This window comes from Exiguobacterium sp. (genome assembly GCF_020832205.1).
Lineage (GTDB): Bacteria > Bacillota > Bacilli > Exiguobacteriales > Exiguobacteriaceae > Exiguobacterium.
This window is the reverse complement of the sequence record NZ_JAFIFD010000027.1, coordinates 1-19,536: the sequence shown is the minus strand read 5'-3', so window position 1 is coordinate 19,536 and position 19,536 is coordinate 1. Positions and strand designations below refer to the sequence as shown.

Below are 19,536 nucleotides of genomic sequence, written 5' to 3'. Positions count from 1 at the left end.
GGATATGACGCAGGAAATGGTCATTTATTTGGCGACAGAGAGTGTGTGGACATTGCTCAAGATTGCGATGCCGCTGCTGCTCATCTCCCTCGTCGTCGGTCTTGTTATTTCGATATTACAGGCGACGACACAAATTCAAGAGCAGACGCTCTCTTTCGTCCCAAAGATCGTTTCGGTCTTTATCGGGCTCGTCATCTTCGGTCCGTGGATGTTGCAACAAATTGAAGGGTTTACGCGGATGATCTTTGAACTGATGGTCGAGGTTGCCTCGAAATGAATGCGGTCGACTTTATCAGTCTTTACGGTTTGACGTTCGCACGGCTATCCGGCTTTTTCGTCAGCGTCCCATTGTTCTCGTCACGCCAACTACCCGTCATGCACCGCGTCGCGTTCAGTGCGTTGCTCGCTTATTATGCGATGTTCACCGTGACGGAACCGATTCAGATGAGCGAGGCGTTCATCGTGCAAGTGTTGTATGAAGTGCTCATCGGGCTGTTGCTCGGCATCTTGATCAATATATTGTTCTTCGCCCCGCAAATCGCCGGCGGTGTCATCGACTTGCAGTTAGGTTTGGCGATGGCCTCGGCATACGACCCGATGTTTGGGGGACAATCTCCACTCATTGGACGGTTTTACTATATTTTCACGCTGTTCATCATGCTGTCGACGAACTTGCACTTACTATTGATTGACGGGATTTATTACAGTTTTCAAATCTATCCACCCGGTCAACCGATGATCAACTTCACCGAGGCGTCACTCATGATGGCGGTGAAAGTCGTCACGATGACGATGCTCGTCGCCTTGCAGCTCGCCCTGCCGATGATGGCGTCGCTCCTGCTCGTCGACTTGGCGCTCGGCTTTTTAGCAAAATCGGCGCCGCAGTTCAACATTTTCGCGATCGGTTTTTCATTTAAACTCATCGCCGGGTTTTCGGTCATGGTCGTCATGATGGGCCTGACGTTGAACGGCATCAGCCAGTTCATCCCGTTGTTGCAAGACGTGTTGCGTGATTTTATGTCGCTGTTAGGAGACGTTTCATGAAGCCTCTATATTCTTTATCGGTCGATCTTCAGTTTTTTGCAGGAGAAAAAACGGAAAAAGCGACCCCACGAAAACGTCAAGACTCACGAAAGAAAGGCCAAGTTGCCAAATCAGCCGACTTGACCGGTGCTTTCGCCTTGTTTGCCATGTTTCTCATGCTCTCGTTTCTCGGGCCGTTCATCGGGAAACAACTGTTCACGTTGACGAAAGATTTGCTCGGACCGAGCTATTTATTGACCGACTTGTCAAACGGCATGGCCGGTATGCTCGTCGACTTGTTGCTTCGCGTCGGGCTCATTTTGGCCCCGTTCTTCATCGTCGCGGTCGTGTTCGGCGTCTTGGTCAACTACTTGCAGATCGGGCCGCTCTTCTCGACGGAAGCGATTCAACCGAAGCTCGAACGAATCGACCCGCTCAAAGGGGTCAAACGGATTGTCAGCATGAAAGCGGTCGTCGAATTTTTAAAGTCCTTATTCAAATTATTGATGATCCTGACGACCGCTGTCACCGTCCTTTGGCAAAACCAAGAAAAGCTGTCCCGCATGGCTGTCGAACACGTTCGTGAATCGATCGTGGCGCTCGCGAGCATGACGATCGAACTCGGACTTTGGGTGAGCGTCGCGTTGCTCGCACTCGCACTGTTCGACTTTTTCTATCAACGGTTTGACTTTGAAAAGTCGATTCGGATGTCCAAGCAAGACATTAAAGACGAGTATAAAAACAGCGAAGGGGACCCGCTCATCAAGTCGAAAATCAAGCAACAGCAGCGGGAGATGGCGATGCGCCGGATGATGCAAGAGATTCCGAACGCGGACGTCGTCATCACGAACCCGACCCATTTTGCCGTCGTCATTCGGTATGACGATCAAAAAGATTTTGCGCCGCTCGTCGTTGCCAAAGGAGTCGACCGCGTCGCGTTCCATATTCGCGATGTGGCAAAAGAACACGAGATCCCGATCGTCGAGAATAAACCGCTCGCCCGCGCCTTATACGCGCAAATGGAGATTGGAGAAGTCGTCGACGAGTCGTTCTATCAAGCGATCGCCGAAGTACTCGCGTTCGTCTACCAACTGAAACAACCGTCTTGAGGAGGAGTATGTGTTGGCTGTAAAAGCTAAAGATTTTGCGGTATTGATTGGCGTTCTCATGATCGTCGTCATGCTCGTCATCCCGTTACCGGGGTTCATGTTAGATTTTTTGATCATTGTCAATATATTGATTGCGCTGCTCATCTTGCTCGTGGCCATGAACGCGAGGGAAGCGCTTGATTTCTCGGTCTTCCCGTCGCTCTTACTGATCGTGACGTTGTTCCGTCTCGGATTGAACGTCTCGACGACGCGCTCGATTTTATCGAACGGCTACGGCGGAGAAGTCATCGCCACGTTCGGGAACTTTGTCGTCGGCGGAAACGTGCTCGTCGGATTCGTCGTCTTCCTCATCCTCGTCATCATCCAATTCGTCGTCATCACAAAAGGGGCGGAACGGGTGTCGGAAGTATCGGCCCGCTTCACGCTCGATGCGATGCCAGGGAAACAGATGGCCATCGATGCCGATTTGAACTCGGGGTTGATCGACGACAAACAAGCGCAACTTCGGCGCAAAAAGATTCAAAGTGAGGCCGACTTTTATGGGTCGATGGACGGGGCCTCGAAGTTTGTAAAAGGAGACGCCATCGCCGGGATCATCATCGTCGTCATCAACTTGATTTTCGGGATTATCATCGGGACGGTCCAAATGGGTCTCCCGGTCGGGCAAGCTTTTCAAACGTTCTCGCTCATGACGATCGGAGACGGGCTCGTCGGACAGATCCCGGCGCTCCTCATCTCGACGGCGACTGGTATTATCGTCACCCGTGCCGTCTCGGACGGCAATCTCGGTGAAGACGTCGTCGACCAGCTCGGGCAAAACCCGACGCTGCTTTACATCGCAGGATCAATCGTCATCATGCTCGGCTTCATTTCACCGAGCCTGCTTCCGGTGACGATCCTCATCGCCGGCGTCGCCTTTTACGGGGCGTATGCGATGAGGCGCAATATGAAACGGGCCGTCGAACAACCGCTGCCCGATGAAGAACCGGCCGCACCGACGGAGACGGTCGTCTCGCTCCTTCAAATCGATGCGATCGAGTTCGAGTTCGGATACGGGTTGATCCCGCTTGCCGATGAATCGCAAGGCGGCGACCTGCTCGACCGCGTCGTCATGATTCGCCGTCAGCTCGCTCTCGAACTAGGCTTCATCTTGCCGACGGTCCGCATCCGTGACCATTTGCAACTGTCGCCGAACGCGTATCGGATCAAAGTGAAAGGCAACGTCGTCGCCGAAGGAGAACTGTTACTCGATCACTACTTGGCGATGAGCCCAGGGATCGAAGACCCGGAAGTATACGGCATCGAAACGACGGAACCAGCTTTCGGCTTGCCTGCCCTCTGGATCGATGAAGAGACGCGCACCCGCGCCGAGATGAGCGGTTACACCGTCGTCGACCCGCCGTCGGTCGTGGCGACGCATTTGACGGAAACGCTCAAGAAACACGCGTCGGATCTTCTCGGCCGGGAAGAGACGAAACAACTTGTCGAACATTTGAAAGAGACGCACCCGGTGCTCGTCGAAGACGTCACGCCGTCCGTCTTGTCGATCGGGGACATTCAAAAAGTGCTTCGCCATCTGCTGAAAGAGCACGTCTCGATTCGCAACTTGCCGCTCTTGTTTGAGACGATGGCCGACTACGGCAAAGTGACGAAAGATGCCGAGATTCTCGGGGAATACTGTCGTCAAGGCCTGTCCCGTCAACTGACCGACCAAGTCAGCCCGCCGGATGGACCGTTGTACGTCGTCACTCTCGGAGGACAGACGGAACAGCTCATCCAAGATGCTGTCCAGAAGACGGAGTTCGGGAATTACTTGGCGCTCGATCCCGATCAAGCGCGCGAGATCATCGAACGCTCGGGCGAACAGCTGTCGATGTTCGAACGCTATGGCGCCTCGGCCGTCATCCTCTGTTCTCCGACGATTCGTTTATTCGTCAGACAACTGCTCGAGCGTTACTATCCGGACGTACCGGTGCTCGCCTATAACGAACTGCTCAGTTCGGTCGAAGTGAAAAGTATTGGGGTGATTTAAATGCAAATCAAAAAATTTACCGGCAAGACGATGACCGAGGCGATGGCGAAAGTGAAGCAAGAACTCGGTGACGAGGCCGTCATTTTGAACTCGCGTCAAGTGAAGACGGGCTGGTTCGGCTTATTCGCTTCAAAACAAGTCGAAGTCATCGCCGCGCTCGAAAAAGCGCCGCTCCACACGAAGCCACGGACGGAAGCGCAAACGGTGAAACGTCCGACCGCACCGGAAGCACGAAAGCTAAAGCCGATCCCGGAACCATCGCCGGTATTATCCGCCCCGCGGCGTTTACCGGTCGGGATGGAGCATATCGAGGCGTTGCTCGCGACAGAGTCGTTCCACGGGACGGCTTGGGAAGAACCGATCAACGAGCTGTTTTACACGAAGAAATCGGTCGAGGCCGTCGAACAGTTCGTCCACGACCAGATTGAACGTGCCTTTCCGCCCGTCCCTGACACGCTGCGTTACGTCATGCTCGTCGGACCGACCGGTGTCGGCAAGACGACGACGCTCGCGAAACTGGCCGCGCATTATAAACTCGACGAAGGCAAGACGGTCGGGTTGATCACGACCGACACGTATCGAATCGCCGCCATCGAGCAGCTCAAGACGTACGCTGAGATTTTGAACATCCCGGTCGAAGTGGCGTACGACTTCGATGACTTCAAACGGGCGAAGCAACTGTTCGCCCGGAAAGACATCGTGTTGATCGACACAGCCGGCCGCAACTTCCGTGACGAGGCGTATGTCGAACAGTTCCACCAACATCACGACTTTTCGGAGACGAACTTGTCGCTCGTCCTCAGTCTGACATCGAAGTTAAAAGACATGGAGATGATCTATAGCCAGTTCGAGCAATTGCCGCTCGGGTCGCTCATCTTTACAAAAGCGGATGAGACGAGCGACATCCATGCCATGTATAAGCTCGTCCGCGACAGCGGTCTTCCGGTCGCTTGGTTGACGGACGGACAAGAAGTGCCGGACGACCTCGTTGAAGGTACGCCGGAGCGACTCACTCGGAAGATGCTTCAGAAAGAAGGGTGGCCGCGATGGACCAAGCAAGGCGTCTAAGGGCAAAAACGGATCGCACACCGACGACCATCGCCTTCGCTAGCGGCAAAGGCGGGGTCGGAAAGACGAACGTCTGTGTCAACACGGCGATCGGGCTTGTCGAACTTGGAAAACGCGTCTTGATCGTCGACCTCGACCTCGGCATGGCGAACGTACACATCCTGTTGAATGCGTCACGTTCTAGAACGATGGTCGATTCTGTGAAAGCTCGGATTCCACTCGTCTCCTCTGTTCAGAAAGACGTCCATGGTGTCGATATATTACATGGGGGAAGCGGACTCGATGCGTTGGTCCAATTCTCAGACAGCGACATGCAATTTTTAATGCGAGAACTTGAAGTGTTGACCGACTATGACTATGTCTTATTTGACATGGGAGCCGGAGCGACCGACACGTCGCTTCAGTTCATCGCTGGATGCGATGAGATGTTTTTAATTTTGACACCTGAGCCGACGTCGCTCATGGACGGCTACGCGTACACGAAACTCGTCCATCAGCAATATGCGGATCTACCGCTCGGGGTCATCGTCAATCGTGCCCAGTCCGGAGACGAGGCGCTTCAATGTTTTGAACGAATGGAAGTCGCATGTAAGCAATTTTTAAATAAATCGATTCGATTCCTCGGCTATTTACCCGATGACCCGTCTGTTAGAAAAGCGGTCATCGCCCAAGTCCCGTTTTATGAATTCGACCGGAAGAGTGACATCAGTTGGCGACTCGAGCGTGTATTGACGACGCTCACCGGGACGCCGCCTAAGCCGCGTCACTTCATGGATCGCTTAGTGGGGAACTTACGACGCCAGTGGAACCGAGTCTAACGACAGGGAGGCAATATAGATGGACGTGAACGAATACTTAGGGTTGTTTTTAGATGAGGCACAAGAGCATATCCAGTCGGTCAACACACAGTTGTTGAAGCTCGAGCAGACGGGAAGTTTTGAAGCGGTCCAAGAGATTTTCCGCTCGGCGCACACACTCAAAGGGATGTCGGCGACGATGGGGTATGAACATGTCGCCAATTTGACGCACGAGATGGAGAGCGCGCTCGACCTCGTTCGAGGCGGAAAGAAAGAAAGCAACCAACTGTTGCTCGATACGATGTTCTCGGCAATGGAGCAAATCGAAGAGATGATTGCCAATATCGAGAGCGGCGGCAGCGGCTCGAATGTCGACGTCGGTGCGACAGTGAAGGCGTTCCAGTCGTTCATCGGCCAAGAAGAGACCGAAGCCGTCGAGGCGGTCTCGCCGTTTACCGTCGACTTGTACACCGATTCAGTCGTTGAGCAAGCGAAACAGACCGGTTTCGAGGCGTTCCAGCTAAGCGTCAAACTGTCGGACGCGGTCGTGTTGAAAGCAGCCCGGGCTTACATGGTGTTCGATCGCCTGCAAGAGCTCGGTGAAGTCGTTCGGACGGTACCGGACACAGAAGCGATTGAACAAGAACAGTTCGAGCTTTCGTTCGAGGTGTTGTTCTTGTCGCAAGAGTCGGCTGAAGTGATCGAGCATGCGGTGTCGCAAGTATCGGAAGTCGACCGGGTGCACGTGACGGTGTTCACGAGTGAACATGAGAGCGTACCGGAAGTCGCGGCGAGCGCCGAAGCGGTCGCTGTGCCTGAAGTGAAGCCGCAACCGTCCGCGCAAGAAGCCGAAGAAGTGAAAGAACAGCCCGTCGCCCAGGCGAAGACGATTCGGGTCAATTTAGAGCGGATCGACCGGCTCATGAACTTGTTCGAAGAGTTCATCATCGACCGCGGACGTCTCGAGCGCCTCGCCGACGAAGTCGGCCAGCCGGAGTTGAATGAGACGGTCGAGAAAATCAAACGAGGGACGAACGAGCTGCAATCACTCGTTTTGACGCTTCGTATGATGCCGATCGAGCAAGTGTTCAACCGCTTCCCGCGGATGGTGCGCTCGGTCGCAAAAGACATTCACAAAAAAGTTCAACTTGATATTACAGGCGCCGAGACCGAACTCGACCGGACCGTCATCGATGAGATCGGCGACCCGCTCGTCCACTTGATCCGTAACGCGATCGACCACGGGATCGAGTTGCCTGAAGTGCGTGAACAAGCCGGGAAAGACAAACAAGGTAAATTGTCACTGCGAGCTTATCATGGCGGCAACCGCGTCTTCATTGAAATCGAGGACGATGGTGCCGGCATCAACGTCGATAAAGTCCGGGCCAAAGCGCTCGAACGCGGCGTCCTCACAGCCGAGGAAGCGGCGGCAATGTCGGACAATGAACTGGCGATGCTCATCTTTGCGCCGGGGTTCTCAACGGCGGACGTCGTCACGGACTTGTCAGGCCGCGGCGTCGGATTGGACGTCGTTAAAAATAAAATCGAATCACTCGGCGGTGTCGTCTCACTAGAGACGGTCGTCGGTCAAGGGACGAAGTTCCAAGTCAGCCTCCCGCTCACGCTGTCGATCATCTCTGCGATGCTCGTGTTAGCCGGGGATGAGACGTATGCCATCCCGCTCTCGTCGATCCTTGAGACGACGCTACTCGATGAGGCCGATATTTTGACGGCCCACCGTGAACGCGTCTTCGATTTCCGGGGACAACTCGTGCCGCTCGTCTATTTGAAAGAGATGTTCGGCATTGACGCCGAGACGAAGTCACAATTCCCGGTCGTCGTCGTGCGCAAAGGGAACAAACTCGTCGGTGTCGTCGTGAACGATTTGATTGGCCAGCAAGAAATTGTCATGAAACCGCTCGGGTCTTATTTAGAAGGCATCCCGGCGATCTCAGGTGCAACGATTCTTGGAGACGGGCGTGTCGCCTTGATCGTCGACAGCAACGATCTCTTTTAAGGAGGAAGAATGATGGAACAAAAATGGGTAGTCTTCTCACTCGCAGACAATACGTACGGCATCGATGTCCAATCGGTCCGTTCGATTGAGCGTCTGCAACCGGTGACCCGGGTCCCGAACGCCCCGGCACACGTGAAAGGTGTCATCAACTTGCGCGGGGTCGTCACTCCGGTGATTGATCTTCGCCTCCGTCTCGGATACGAAGAAATCGAAGCGACGGACGAGACGCGCATTCTCATCGCCTCCTTAAACCAAGGAGACGCCGGGTTCATCGTCGATCGAGCCAATGAAGTCGTCGAAAGTGACGACGTACGCATCGAGCCGATCCCGGAATCGAGTCAGGATATGTTGTCGGCGCATTTGACGGCGATCGCGAAAGGGGAAGACAAGCTGTTCTCGCTTCTCGACGCCAACGCCTTGTTCGAGGACCAGCATGCTGAGTGAGTTTGAACAAGATTTGTTGAAAGAGCTCGGTAATATCGGATCCGGCCATGCCGCCACGGCGTTGTCAACGCTGTTGGCAAAACCGGTCAATATCACTGTCTCTTCCGCCGAGATGGAGCCGATCACTTATTTGCCAGAACGTGTCGGCGGCCCGGAACGGCACGTCGCGTCCGTCCTGCTCGAACTCGGTGGTGACATTAGCGGGATGATTCTCATCTTGTTCCCGGTCGACGATGCCGAGACGATGGTCACGTCATTAATCGGGACGCCGTTCACATTCGCTGCGGCAGACGAGCTCGGCCAGTCGGCCTGGGAAGAGATCGGAAACATCATGAGCGGGGCGTATGCCCGTGCCTTGAGCGATTGGCTCATGACGCCGATCATGATTCAAGTGCCGGCGACGGCAATCGACATGGCCGGCTCGATCGTCGAGTTCGTCGTCACTTCGGTCCAACCGGAAGAAGATGCGGCGCTATATATCGACACGACGTTCATGATTGACGACAAAGTGAGTGCGGGCCACGTGTTGTTCCTACCGACACACGGCTCACTCGAACAAATCGAACGGCGGTTGCTCGGCCATGGCTGAAGTGCTCAAAATCGGCATCGCCGAATGGAAACAGACGACGGCGCCGAACCGACTACGCACGGCCGGTCTCGGCTCATGTGTCGGAGTGATTTTGTTCGACGTCCGCACCCAAGTGGCGGCGATGGCCCACGTCATGCTGCCGGATTCGAATATCGCCCGCAAACACCAGACGATCGAGGTAGGAAAGTATGCCGATACGGCAATCGATGCGCTCGTGAAATCATTAAATCAGGCCGGGGCGAGTCGCTTACAGGCGAAAATGGCCGGAGGCGCCCAAATGTTTCAATTCAAGTATGAGAACGAGGCGATGCGGATCGGTGAGCGAAACGCCGAAGCGATTCGAAAAGCGTTGAAAGCGCATCGGATCCCGCTTGTCGCCGAAGATTGCGGCGGCCACAACGGTCGCACGATCGAATTTGATGTGGCGACGTCCGTCTTATCGATTCGGACTGTCAGTGTAGGAACAAAAGAAATTTAAGGGGGGATCGACATGACGACTCAGCTTACTCAGTTGTGGGATCGTTGGAACAGTGACCGTGATATGGATACGGCGAACGAACTATTATCTCATTATGAATTTCTCATCCATTATCACGTACAACGAATGATCGTGACGCTCCCAAAAAGCGTCGAACGCGACGAATTGAAGAGTTTGGGTTACATGGGATTGTACGATGCCCTCATGAAATATGATCCAGAACACAACAATAAGTTTGATACGTATGCGGCGTTTCGGATTCGCGGGGCGATTATCGATGGACTTCGGAAAATCGACTGGTTGCCGCGCTCGGTCCGGGAGCGGGTCAAAAAAATCGACCAAATTGCCGAACAGCTCGAGCAGTCGCTGCACCGCGCACCGACGAAAGAGGAATTGGCGGCCGCCTGTGCGTTGCCTGTTTCCGAGATCGAGAAAGCGATGGCGGAAGGCTATTTCGCCAACATGTTGTCGATTGATGAGGCGGTGACGTTACAAGAAGAAGGGAAAGTCATGTCCGTCACGTATTTCGACCCGGATTCAGAAAAACCGGAAGAGACACTTTTGCAACGCGAACTCATCGATGTGTTGACGAATGAAATCGAGCACTTGTCCGAAAAAGAACGGCTCGTCGTTTCACTTTTCTATTTTGACGAGTTGACGTTGACCGAGATTGGCGAAGTGCTCGACTTGTCGACGTCACGCATCTCGCAAATCCATTCAAAAGCGCTGAAGACACTGAAAGGGGCGCTCGGTCGCTCTTATTTAGAAGAAAAGACATCGTGAGGAGGAGAACGGATGACTATCGTATTACTCATCGCGGCCATCGTCGTTACTTATGCCCTCCTCATCACGTTTAAGCAGTTGCAGACGTTGAAAGAACGGGTGGAACGACTCGAGGCCGAGAAGCGTGAAACCGAGGAGCTGCTGTTGTCGTTCATGGAATCAATGAACGACGTCGTGCAAGCGGGTGAGCCATCTGCTGTCCCCGCTATGTCCGTCACGGTAGGCGAAACGGACCAAGTGGAGCCGGAAACGCCGGCGACCGGCCACCTCGTCGAGGATGTTCTACTTCATCACTCCGTGCGGGAGACGGCACGTCTTCTCGGAAAAGGAGAAGGCGAAGTCGCCCTTTACGCCAAACTTCGTAAAAAGTGAGAGTTGCCGGATTCGGTGACTTATGCTATAGTAATTTTCGGTGTTAAACACATCACACACGTCTCGGGATGGTATTCCTCGGTGCCGAAAGGTCGGAGTACAAAGATGAACGAGGCGGAGGACTTTTTAAACCACAAGGAGGAAATTTATCATGGCAGTAATTTCAATGAAGCAATTGCTCGAAGCAGGTGTCCACTTCGGTCACCAAACACGCCGTTGGAACCCAAAAATGGCGAAATACATCTTCACGGAGCGTAACGGAATCTACATCATCGACCTTCAAAAGACGGTCAAAAAAGTAGACGAAGCTTACAACTTCGTTCGTGAACTCGCGGCAGAAGGCGGCAACGTCCTCTTCGTAGGTACGAAAAAACAAGCTCAAGACACGATCAAAGAAGAAGCACTCCGTTCAGGTATGTACTTCATCAACGAGCGTTGGTTGGGTGGAACACTCACAAACTTCTCAACTATCAAAAAGCGTATCAACCGCTTGAAGCAGCTTGAGAAAATGGAAGCAGACGGCACGTTCGAAGTACTTCCTAAGAAAGAAGTCATCATCTTGAAAAAAGAAATGACACGTCTTGAGAAGTTCCTCGGCGGAATCAAAGATATGCCAGGCGTTCCAGATGCACTCTTCATCGTTGACCCACGCAAAGAGCGGATCGCGATTGCAGAAGCTCACAAATTGAACATCCCAATCGTTGCGATTGTCGACACAAACTGTGACCCAGACGAAATCGACTACGTTATCCCAGCGAACGACGATGCGATTCGTGCGGTTAAATTGCTCACTTCGAAGATGGCTGATGCGATCATCGAAGCGAAACAAGGCGAAGAAGAAGTTGCTGAAGAAGCTGTAGCACCTGAAGCAGAAGCTACAGAAGCTGAGTAATCAGTTAGACAACAGGTGATAAAGGGAAAGCCTTTTATCACCTTTTTTTAGGACATGCATACGAAGGCACCGTGCCTTCTTCTTAAAAATTTGTAGTGTTACAAGGAGGAATTTCCGATGGCAGTTACAGCAGCAATGGTAAAAGAACTTCGTGAAAAAACAGGAGCAGGTATGCTCGATTGCAAAAAAGCACTCACTGAGACAAACGGTGATATGCAAGCGGCAATCGACTTCCTTCGTGAAAAAGGTATCGCTAAAGCAGCAGCTAAAGGCGACCGCATCGCAGCAGAAGGTTTGACGGCAGTAGCGGTTGACGGCAACAAAGCTACACTCGTCGAAGTCAACTCAGAAACAGACTTCGTTGCGAAAAACGAGAAGTTCCAAACACTCGTTTCAGACGTAGCTAACGCAGTCCTCGCTTCAGGCGCGACGACAGTGGAAGAAGCACTCGCTTCAGAATTCGTAGCAGGTAAAACGCTCGAAACACACATTCAAGAAGAAGCTTCGACAATCGGAGAGAAAATCTCGCTTCGTCGTATCGCGATCCTTGAAAAAGCGGACGACGCTGTGTTCGGCACGTACCTCCACATGGGTGGGCGCATCGGTTCGGTCGTCATCATCGACGGCACGACAGATGAGACAGTAGCAAAAGACGTAGCGATGCACGTAGCAGCAGCACGTCCACTTTACGCGACACGCGACGAAGTTTCTGCTGAAGAAGCTGACCGCGAGAAGAAAGTCTTGACTGAGCAAGCACTCAACGAAGGCAAGCCAGCGAACATCGTCGAGAAGATGATCGCAGGACGCATGAACAAGTACTTCGAGGAAATCTGCCTCGTAGACCAAACATTCGTCAAAGACGCTGACTTCAAAGTTGGGAAATATGTAGAGTCTAAAGGCGGCCGTGTCAACTCGTTCGTACGTTTCGAAGTCGGCGAAGGCATGGAAAAACGCGAAGAAAACTTTGCTGAAGAAGTAATGAACCAACTTAAAAAATAATCTGCATCACACGTGATGCATTCAAAATTGGGAACACGTCTGTATAACCTTGAGTTAGTTCGTTAAGGGAGCGTGTTCCCTTTTTTCAAGCAAGAGGAGGCAAAGTATGGAACCGAAATATAAGAGAATTGTGTTAAAATTGAGTGGAGAAGCGCTCGCAGGTGATCAAGGGTACGGTATCGATCCATCGATCGTCAACTCGATTTCTGGACAAATTAAAGAACTCGTGGAAATGGGTGTGGAAGTCGCCGTCGTCGTTGGCGCCGGCAACATCTGGCGCGGCAAAACCGGCAGCGAGCTCGGCATGGACCGGGCGAACGCCGATTACATGGGCATGCTCGCGACAGTCCTCAACTCCCTCGCGCTTCAAGACAGCCTTGAAACGCATGGTGTCCAAACACGCGTCCAAACATCGATTGAAATGCGTCAAGTCGCTGAACCGTACATCCGTCGCCGTGCGATGCGTCACCTTGAAAAAGGGCGTGTCGTCATCTTTGCGGCCGGAACGGGCAACCCGTATTTCTCGACAGACACGACAGCTGCACTTCGGGCAGCCGAGATTGAAGCTGATGTCATCTTGATGGGGAAAAACAACGTGGACGGCGTCTATTCGGCCGACCCGAAACACGACCCGGAAGCGGTGAAATACGAGTCGCTCACGTACTTGGACGTCCTCAAAGACGGTCTCCAAGTCATGGACTCGACGGCGACATCACTCTGTATGGACAATCACATTCCACTAATTGTATTCTCATTGCTTGAAGAAGGAAACATTAAACGTGTCGTACTCGGGGAACATATCGGGACGGTAGTAGGAGGAATCAATTCATGAGTGTAAACGAAGTGTTGAAAACTGCTGAAGAAAAAATGGAGAAAGCCCACGGCGCACTTAAACGCGACTTCGGGACGCTCCGCACAGGCCGCGCGAGCGCATCGATTTTGGACCCGGTCCAAGTCGATTACTATGGTGTGCCGACGCCACTCAACCAAGTGGCAAACATCAACACGCCAGAAGCGCGCCTGCTTTTGATTCAACCGTGGGACAAATCACTCGTCTCGGAAGTCGAGAAAGCGATTCAAAAAGCGGACCTCGGTTTGTCGCCGTCGTCTGACGGTACGGTCATCCGTCTCGCCATCCCGGCTTTGACTGAAGAGCGCCGTAAAGAACTCGTTAAAATCACGAAGAAATATGCGGAAGAAGCGAAAGTCGCGGTCCGTAACGTCCGTCGTGACGCTAACGAGAACTTGAAGAAGCTCGAAAAAGACGGTGACTTGACGGAAGACGATCTCCGCGGTTACGCGGACGACGTTCAAACGTTAACGGATTCTTACATCAAAAAGATTGATGAGTCTGCAGCGGTCAAAGAAAAAGAAATCATGGAAGTGTAATCACGGAAGTGGTATACCAAAAAGCTGTGTGGGGACCCTTTTACTGAGAGGGTCCCTCTTTCATACAATCAGGAGGATAGAGTATGTTTAAATGGATGAATCCGACCACGAAGACCGAGGCGGAATTGAGCATCCCTGAACACGTCGCCATCATCATGGACGGCAACGGCCGTTGGGCGAAGAAACGTGGGCTCCCCCGCATCATGGGTCACCGGGAAGGGATGAAATCGGTCCGGGAGTCAGTCCGGACGGCTCAAGAACTTGGGATCAAGTCGTTGACGCTTTACGCGTTCTCGACAGAAAATTGGACACGTCCGGAAGAAGAAGTCAATTTCTTGATGAAGTTGCCGAAGCAATTTTTGGAGACGGATTTAAAAGAGCTCGATGAGCAAAACGTCCGTGTCCTCGTCGCAGGAGACGTGACGAGATTGCCCCGGGGCACACGTGAGGCGGTCGATGAGGCCCGGACCCGGACCGCGACAAACACAGGGCTAGACCTCGTCTTTGCTTTGAACTACGGCGGCCGTGATGAACTCGTCCAAGCGATGCGTCTCATCGCCGAAGATGTGGCGGCTGGACGAATTCAGCCAAGCGAAATCGATGATGCGATGATCGGGACACGGCTCATGACGAACATGCAAGACGTGGACTTGATCATTCGTACGAGCGGAGAACAGCGCCTATCGAACTTCTTGCTATGGCAAGGGGCGTATGCCGAGCTACACTTCACGGACGTATTATGGCCAGAGTTCAAACGTGACCATTTCGTGGAAGCGATTGAAGCGTACAACATGCGGACACGCCGATTTGGTGGTGTGACATGAAAACAAGAATCATTACCGGTCTTTGGGCCGGCGCCATTTTCGTGACGTTGATCGCCCTTGGCGGCAGTCCGTTCGTCATCTTGATGGGGGTGCTCGCCTTGATCGGATTGAGCGAGTTCACGTTAATGCGCAAGCACAAGCTGACGGCGTTCCCGTTTCTCGTGACGTCGCTACTCGTCGCCTTCCCGTTCGTGATGATGTTGTTCGAACGGCAGATTGACATGAGCGAACTGCCGATGTCCGTCAATCAATGGATGATTCTCGGTTTGACGTTGCTCCTGTTTTGGACGGTTGTGACAAAAAACCGCTTCACCTATGAAGACGCTAGCTTTTATTTCGTCTCGGCGGTATACCTCGTCATCGGTTTCTCAAGCTTTGCCCTCGTCCGTCTGTCAGAAGATGGACTCAGCAAAGTGCTCCTCGTGCTCTTTATCATTTGGGCGACCGACTCTGGCGCTTACTTCACCGGCAAAGCGATCGGGAAAACGAAACTATGGCCGTCGATCAGCCCGAACAAGACGATCGAAGGAGCAATCGGTGGCATCGTCTCGGCGATCATCATCGGTTTACTGTTTATTTTGATCGATCCGATCTTGCCGCTTGCAGAAGTCGTCATCCTCGCCATCGTCGTCGCGGTCGTCGGTCAACTCGGAGATTTGGTACAATCGGCATACAAGCGTCATTACGGCGTGAAAGACTCGGGACATTTATTGCCGGGTCACGGCGGGATATTGGACCGGTTCGACAGTATGATCGCGGTGTTCACCGTCATTTGGATTTTCAATTTGTTATAAAGGAGTGTCAAGATGAAGCGAATCAGCTTACTCGGGGCGACTGGCTCGATCGGCGTACAGACGTGCGACGTGATCGAGCAGCACCCCGACTTGTTTGAACTTGAAGCCTATGCGTTCGGAACGAACATCGAGGTGGCCGAAGAATGGATCAACCGGCTCCGTCCGAAATACGTATCCGCCAAAAATATCGAAGTGCTCGAACAACTTAAGCCACGCCTTACATACGAACCACTCTTTTTCATCGGACTCGAAGGGTTGATCGAATGTGCGACGGCAGAACGGGCCGATGTGGTCGTCACGGCAGTCGTCGGAGCGGTCGGACTCGAGCCTACGCTCGCTGCGATCAAAGCCGGAAAAGATATCGCGCTCGCGAACAAAGAGACGCTCGTGACGGCAGGGCATCTCGTCATGGCCGCCGTCAAAGAGTACGGGGTCAACTTGCTCCCGGTCGACAGTGAACATTCGGCCATCTATCAATGTTTGAACGGGGAACGCCGTGAAGACGTCGCGAAGATCATCTTGACCGCATCAGGCGGCAGCTTCCGCGACCAAACACGAGACGACTTGAGAGATGTGACCGTCGAACAGGCACTCAATCACCCGAACTGGTCGATGGGGGCAAAGATCACGATCGACTCGGCAACGATGTTCAACAAAGGACTCGAAGTCATCGAGGCGCACTGGTTGTTCGATATCGATTATAATGATATTGAAGTGGTGCTTCATCGTGAGTCGATCATCCACTCGATGGTCGAGTTTAAAGACGCTGCCGTCATGGCACAGCTCGGCAATCCGGACATGCGTGGACCGATCCTTTATGCGTTGTCTGCACCGAAACGGCTTGAAATCGAAGGGAACAAGCGGTTAAACTTGAGAGAAATCGGGACGCTCCATTTTTCGGAAGCGGATGTGGAACGTTATCCCGCGCTCCGACTCGCCTTTGATGCCGGACGTGCCGGCGGTTCGATGCCGACAGTGCTCAACGCGGCGAACGAAGCGGCCGTCGAACGGTTCTTGAACGGAGAGATCGCCTTTTTAGATATCGAGCGGCTCGTCGAAGCAGCGATGGAAGCCCATACAGTGATTGAAGAACCGACGCTTGAACAAATTTTACAAGTCGATCAAGCAGTTCGCGAACAGATTCAGCAAGGAAAGTGAAGGTGGGGAATAGACAATGACGACTTTTATCGCCATCGTTTTGATGTTTGGGGTACTCATTTCAGTCCATGAATGGGGCCACCTCGTCATGGCGAAACGGGCAGGGATTCTCTGTCATGAATTTGCAATCGGCTTCGGCCCGAAAATTCTGTCTTTCAGAAAGAATGAGACGCTCTACACGATCCGGCTCTTGCCGATCGGCGGATACGTCAAAATGGCAGGAGAAGATTTTGAACCGATTGAAGTGAAAGCGGGCCAACACGTCGGTTTGCGTTTGACGAAGACAGGTACGGTCGATCGTGTCTATTTTCAGCCGGACCAAGCGACGGACATTCACGTCGTCGGGACTGTTGATAAATTTGATTCGATTCGTGAATTGAAAGTGCAACTTCTCGTCGATGAAGAGGTCCGGGTCTACGAACTCGAGCGCGAGACGCTCCTCGTCGACCAGGGCATGGAAATTCAAATCGCTCCGTATGACCGTACGTTCGGGGCCCAGTCCGTGTGGAAACGTGTGCTCGCCATCGCGGCCGGCCCGGCGATGAACTTCGTCCTCGCCTTCATCTTGTTGGTCATCGTCGGCCTCGTCCAAGGAACACCGACGGATGATGGCCAAATCGGGACGGTCCAACCGGAATCAGCCGCGGCCGAAGCCGGGCTCATGGCCGGTGATGAAATTGTATCGATCGAAGGGAACGAGCTCGACAATTGGGCCGACCTACGCTCGGCGCTCGCAGACCGGGCTGATGTGCCGACAGAAGTGACGTACGTCCGTGACGGTGCAGAACAGACGGTGACGTTAACGCCGCAACCGCTCGAACAAAACGGGGAGACGGTCGGGATCTTAGGGGTCACGAACGCACTCGAACGGTCGCCGACGAAAGCGTTCACGACCGGGGCCGAGACGACGTGGACGATGTCGACGCTCATCTTTTCGGCTGTCGGTGACTTAGTGACCGGACAAGTCGGCGTCGACCAATTGGCAGGGCCGGTCGGCATCGTCCGCATGACGGACGAAGTCGCAGCGAGCGGGCTCATCATGCTCCTCAACTGGACGGCACTCTTGTCCGTCAACTTGGCAATCTTCAACTTGTTGCCGCTCCCGGCCCTCGACGGAGGAAGATTGATTTTCCTCTTGTTCGAAGCGGTGCGCGGACGGCCGATCGATCCAAAGAAGGAAGGGTTTGTCCACTTCATCGGTTTTGCCTTGCTCATGTTGCTCATGCTCATCGTCACTTGGAACGACATCCAATCATTTTTCAAATAGAACGTGTTAGAGAAGGGAAACGTTGATACCTATGAAACAATCGAGATTGCTTATGCCAACACTTCGAGAAGTTCCTGCTGATGCTGAAGCGATCAGCCACCAGCTTCTCGTCCGTGGAGGATTTATTCGTCAAAATGCGGCCGGCATTTATTCATACTTGCCACTCGGTCATCGGGTGTTGCAAAACATTCAAACGGTCATCCGTGAAGAAATGAACCGGGCCGGAGCCCAGGAGTTGCTCATGCCGGCGATCCAACCGGCCGAGTTATGGGAAGAGACGGGCCGCTGGGGAATTTACGGTCCAGAACTGATGCGGTTGACGGACCGTCATGACCGCCGCTTCGCTCTCGGGGCGACACACGAAGAGTTGATCACTTCAATCGTTCGTGACGAGTTGAACTCGTATAAGAAGTTGCCGGTCAACTTGTACCAAATCCAAGCGAAGTATCGCGATGAGCGTCGCCCACGTTTCGGCCTGCTCCGCGGCCGTGAGTTTTTGATGAAAGACGCGTACTCGTTCCATGCAGACCAAGCCGGTTTGGATGAAGAGTATGACAACATGTACAACGCCTACTCACGCATCTTCGACCGTGTCGGCCTAGAGTATCGTCCGGTCGTGGCGGACTCAGGGGCGATCGGCGGGAAAGATACGCATGAGTTCCAAGCGCTCGCTGCGATCGGGGAAGATACGATCGTCTACACAGACTCGTCTTCTTACGCCGCGAACATCGAGATGGCAGAGACGTTAGACCGTTACGAGATGCAGACAGGTGACGTGTCGCCGCTTGAGAAAGTCGACACAGAAGACAACAAGACGATCGAAGACGTCGCCCGTTTCCTTGATGTCGATGTAATGACGACGATTAAATCGGTCCTCTTCAACGTTGACGGTGAGACGGTTATGGCGATCGTCCGCGGTGATCACGAAGCGAACGATGTCAAAGTGAAAAACGCGCTCGGCGGGCTCGATATCCAAATGGAGGACGAGGCGAACATCATCGAGCTGTTCGGATGTGAGCCAGGGACGCTCGGACCGATCAACGCTCCGGTCAAAGTCGTTGCCGACTATGCCGTCAAGTATTTGGTCGACGCGGTATGCGGCGCGAACGAGGCGAACACGCACTTCTTGCACGTCAACGCGGAACGTGATCTCGCCGATTTGACGTATCATGATCTTCGTTTCGTCGTCGAAGGCGACATGGCGCCAGACGAGTCGGGTCCGGTTCGTTTCGCACGAGGCATCGAGGTCGGACAAGTGTTCAAGCTCGGTACGCGTTACTCAGAAGCGATGGGCGCGACGTTCTTGAACGAAGAAGGCCGGGCTGAACCGTTGATCATGGGTTGTTACGGCATCGGGGTCTCGCGAACGCTTTCGGCAATCGTCGAACAGCATCATGACGACCGCGGCATCGTATGGCCGAAGAGTGTCGCACCGTTTGATTTGCATTTGATTGCGCTCAACGCGACAGCCGAGACTCAACTTGAAATGTCGAACCGTCTT

Annotated in this window: 21 protein-coding genes; all 21 read left to right on the top strand. The window is 53.3% G+C overall.

Annotated features, from left to right (window positions below; all coding sequences use genetic code 11):
* Nucleotides 1-4 precede the first annotated feature (4 nt).
* Nucleotides 5-277: a flagellar biosynthesis protein FliQ gene (fliQ, locus tag JJU47_RS06540; RefSeq protein ID WP_034808874.1), complete on the top strand. Its 273-nt coding sequence runs from the start codon at nt 5-7 to the stop codon at nt 275-277.
* Complete coding sequence (gene fliR, locus JJU47_RS06535; RefSeq protein WP_228617364.1) at nt 274-1,044, top strand: flagellar biosynthetic protein FliR; 771 nt, start codon at nt 274-276, stop codon at nt 1,042-1,044. The genes fliQ and fliR overlap by 4 nt, the downstream gene beginning before the upstream one ends.
* Nucleotides 1,041-2,132 (top strand): flagellar biosynthesis protein FlhB, encoded by a 1,092-nt coding sequence (gene flhB / locus JJU47_RS06530; RefSeq protein ID WP_228617361.1) that lies wholly within the window; start codon nt 1,041-1,043, stop codon nt 2,130-2,132. The genes fliR and flhB overlap by 4 nt, the downstream gene beginning before the upstream one ends.
* A 58-nt stretch (nt 2,133-2,190) precedes the next feature.
* Complete coding sequence (flhA, locus tag JJU47_RS06525; RefSeq protein ID WP_483298120.1) at nt 2,191-4,164, top strand: flagellar biosynthesis protein FlhA; 1,974 nt, start codon at nt 2,191-2,193, stop codon at nt 4,162-4,164.
* Nucleotides 4,165-5,232 (top strand): flagellar biosynthesis protein FlhF, encoded by a 1,068-nt coding sequence (locus JJU47_RS06520; protein ID WP_228617356.1) that lies wholly within the window; start codon nt 4,165-4,167, stop codon nt 5,230-5,232.
* The gene (locus JJU47_RS06515; RefSeq protein WP_228617353.1) at nt 5,211-6,050 is read left to right on the top strand and encodes a MinD/ParA family protein; all 840 of its coding nucleotides are present in this window, start codon (nt 5,211-5,213) and stop codon (nt 6,048-6,050) included. Before JJU47_RS06520 ends, JJU47_RS06515 begins: the two co-directional genes overlap by 22 nt.
* A gap of 19 nt (nt 6,051-6,069) precedes the next feature.
* On the top strand, nt 6,070-8,046 hold the full coding sequence (locus JJU47_RS06510; protein ID WP_228617351.1) for a chemotaxis protein CheA: 1,977 nt from the start codon (nt 6,070-6,072) through the stop codon (nt 8,044-8,046).
* Nucleotides 8,047-8,058: 12 nt separating this feature from the next.
* A complete protein-coding gene (locus JJU47_RS06505; protein ID WP_024370124.1) occupies nt 8,059-8,490 on the top strand; it encodes a chemotaxis protein CheW in 432 nt (143 codons plus the stop codon).
* The gene (locus JJU47_RS06500; protein ID WP_228617349.1) at nt 8,480-9,079 is read left to right on the top strand and encodes a chemotaxis protein CheC; all 600 of its coding nucleotides are present in this window, start codon (nt 8,480-8,482) and stop codon (nt 9,077-9,079) included. The genes JJU47_RS06505 and JJU47_RS06500 overlap by 11 nt, the downstream gene beginning before the upstream one ends.
* Nucleotides 9,072-9,557: a chemotaxis protein CheD gene (locus JJU47_RS06495; RefSeq protein WP_228617347.1), complete on the top strand. Its 486-nt coding sequence runs from the start codon at nt 9,072-9,074 to the stop codon at nt 9,555-9,557. The genes JJU47_RS06500 and JJU47_RS06495 overlap by 8 nt, the downstream gene beginning before the upstream one ends.
* Nucleotides 9,558-9,569: 12 nt before the next feature.
* A complete protein-coding gene (locus JJU47_RS06490) occupies nt 9,570-10,340 on the top strand; it encodes a FliA/WhiG family RNA polymerase sigma factor (RefSeq protein ID WP_228617345.1) in 771 nt (256 codons plus the stop codon).
* Nucleotides 10,341-10,352: 12 nt separating this feature from the next.
* The gene (locus tag JJU47_RS06485) at nt 10,353-10,712 is read left to right on the top strand and encodes a hypothetical protein (protein ID WP_228617343.1); all 360 of its coding nucleotides are present in this window, start codon (nt 10,353-10,355) and stop codon (nt 10,710-10,712) included.
* Nucleotides 10,713-10,863: 151 nt separating this feature from the next.
* Nucleotides 10,864-11,604: a 30S ribosomal protein S2 gene (gene rpsB, locus JJU47_RS06480; protein WP_021067146.1), complete on the top strand. Its 741-nt coding sequence runs from the start codon at nt 10,864-10,866 to the stop codon at nt 11,602-11,604.
* A 117-nt stretch (nt 11,605-11,721) separates the two neighbouring features.
* The gene (gene tsf, locus JJU47_RS06475; RefSeq protein WP_228617341.1) at nt 11,722-12,603 is read left to right on the top strand and encodes a translation elongation factor Ts; all 882 of its coding nucleotides are present in this window, start codon (nt 11,722-11,724) and stop codon (nt 12,601-12,603) included.
* A 106-nt stretch (nt 12,604-12,709) separates the two neighbouring features.
* Nucleotides 12,710-13,435 (top strand): UMP kinase, encoded by a 726-nt coding sequence (gene pyrH / locus JJU47_RS06470; protein ID WP_228617339.1) that lies wholly within the window; start codon nt 12,710-12,712, stop codon nt 13,433-13,435.
* Nucleotides 13,432-13,992 (top strand): ribosome recycling factor, encoded by a 561-nt coding sequence (frr, locus tag JJU47_RS06465; protein ID WP_228617337.1) that lies wholly within the window; start codon nt 13,432-13,434, stop codon nt 13,990-13,992. Before pyrH ends, frr begins: the two co-directional genes overlap by 4 nt.
* 83 nt (nt 13,993-14,075) lie before the next feature.
* The gene (locus JJU47_RS06460) at nt 14,076-14,816 is read left to right on the top strand and encodes an undecaprenyl pyrophosphate synthase (RefSeq protein WP_228617334.1); all 741 of its coding nucleotides are present in this window, start codon (nt 14,076-14,078) and stop codon (nt 14,814-14,816) included.
* On the top strand, nt 14,813-15,610 hold the full coding sequence (locus JJU47_RS06455; RefSeq protein ID WP_228617331.1) for a phosphatidate cytidylyltransferase: 798 nt from the start codon (nt 14,813-14,815) through the stop codon (nt 15,608-15,610). The genes JJU47_RS06460 and JJU47_RS06455 overlap by 4 nt, the downstream gene beginning before the upstream one ends.
* Nucleotides 15,611-15,622: 12 nt before the next feature.
* Nucleotides 15,623-16,768: a 1-deoxy-D-xylulose-5-phosphate reductoisomerase gene (dxr, locus tag JJU47_RS06450; protein WP_228617329.1), complete on the top strand. Its 1,146-nt coding sequence runs from the start codon at nt 15,623-15,625 to the stop codon at nt 16,766-16,768.
* 16 nt (nt 16,769-16,784) lie between these two features.
* Nucleotides 16,785-18,035: an RIP metalloprotease RseP gene (gene rseP, locus JJU47_RS06445; protein WP_228617326.1), complete on the top strand. Its 1,251-nt coding sequence runs from the start codon at nt 16,785-16,787 to the stop codon at nt 18,033-18,035.
* 31 nt (nt 18,036-18,066) lie between these two features.
* A partial coding sequence (locus JJU47_RS06440) for a proline--tRNA ligase (RefSeq protein ID WP_228617323.1) occupies nt 18,067-19,536 on the top strand: 1,470 nt, incomplete at its 3' end.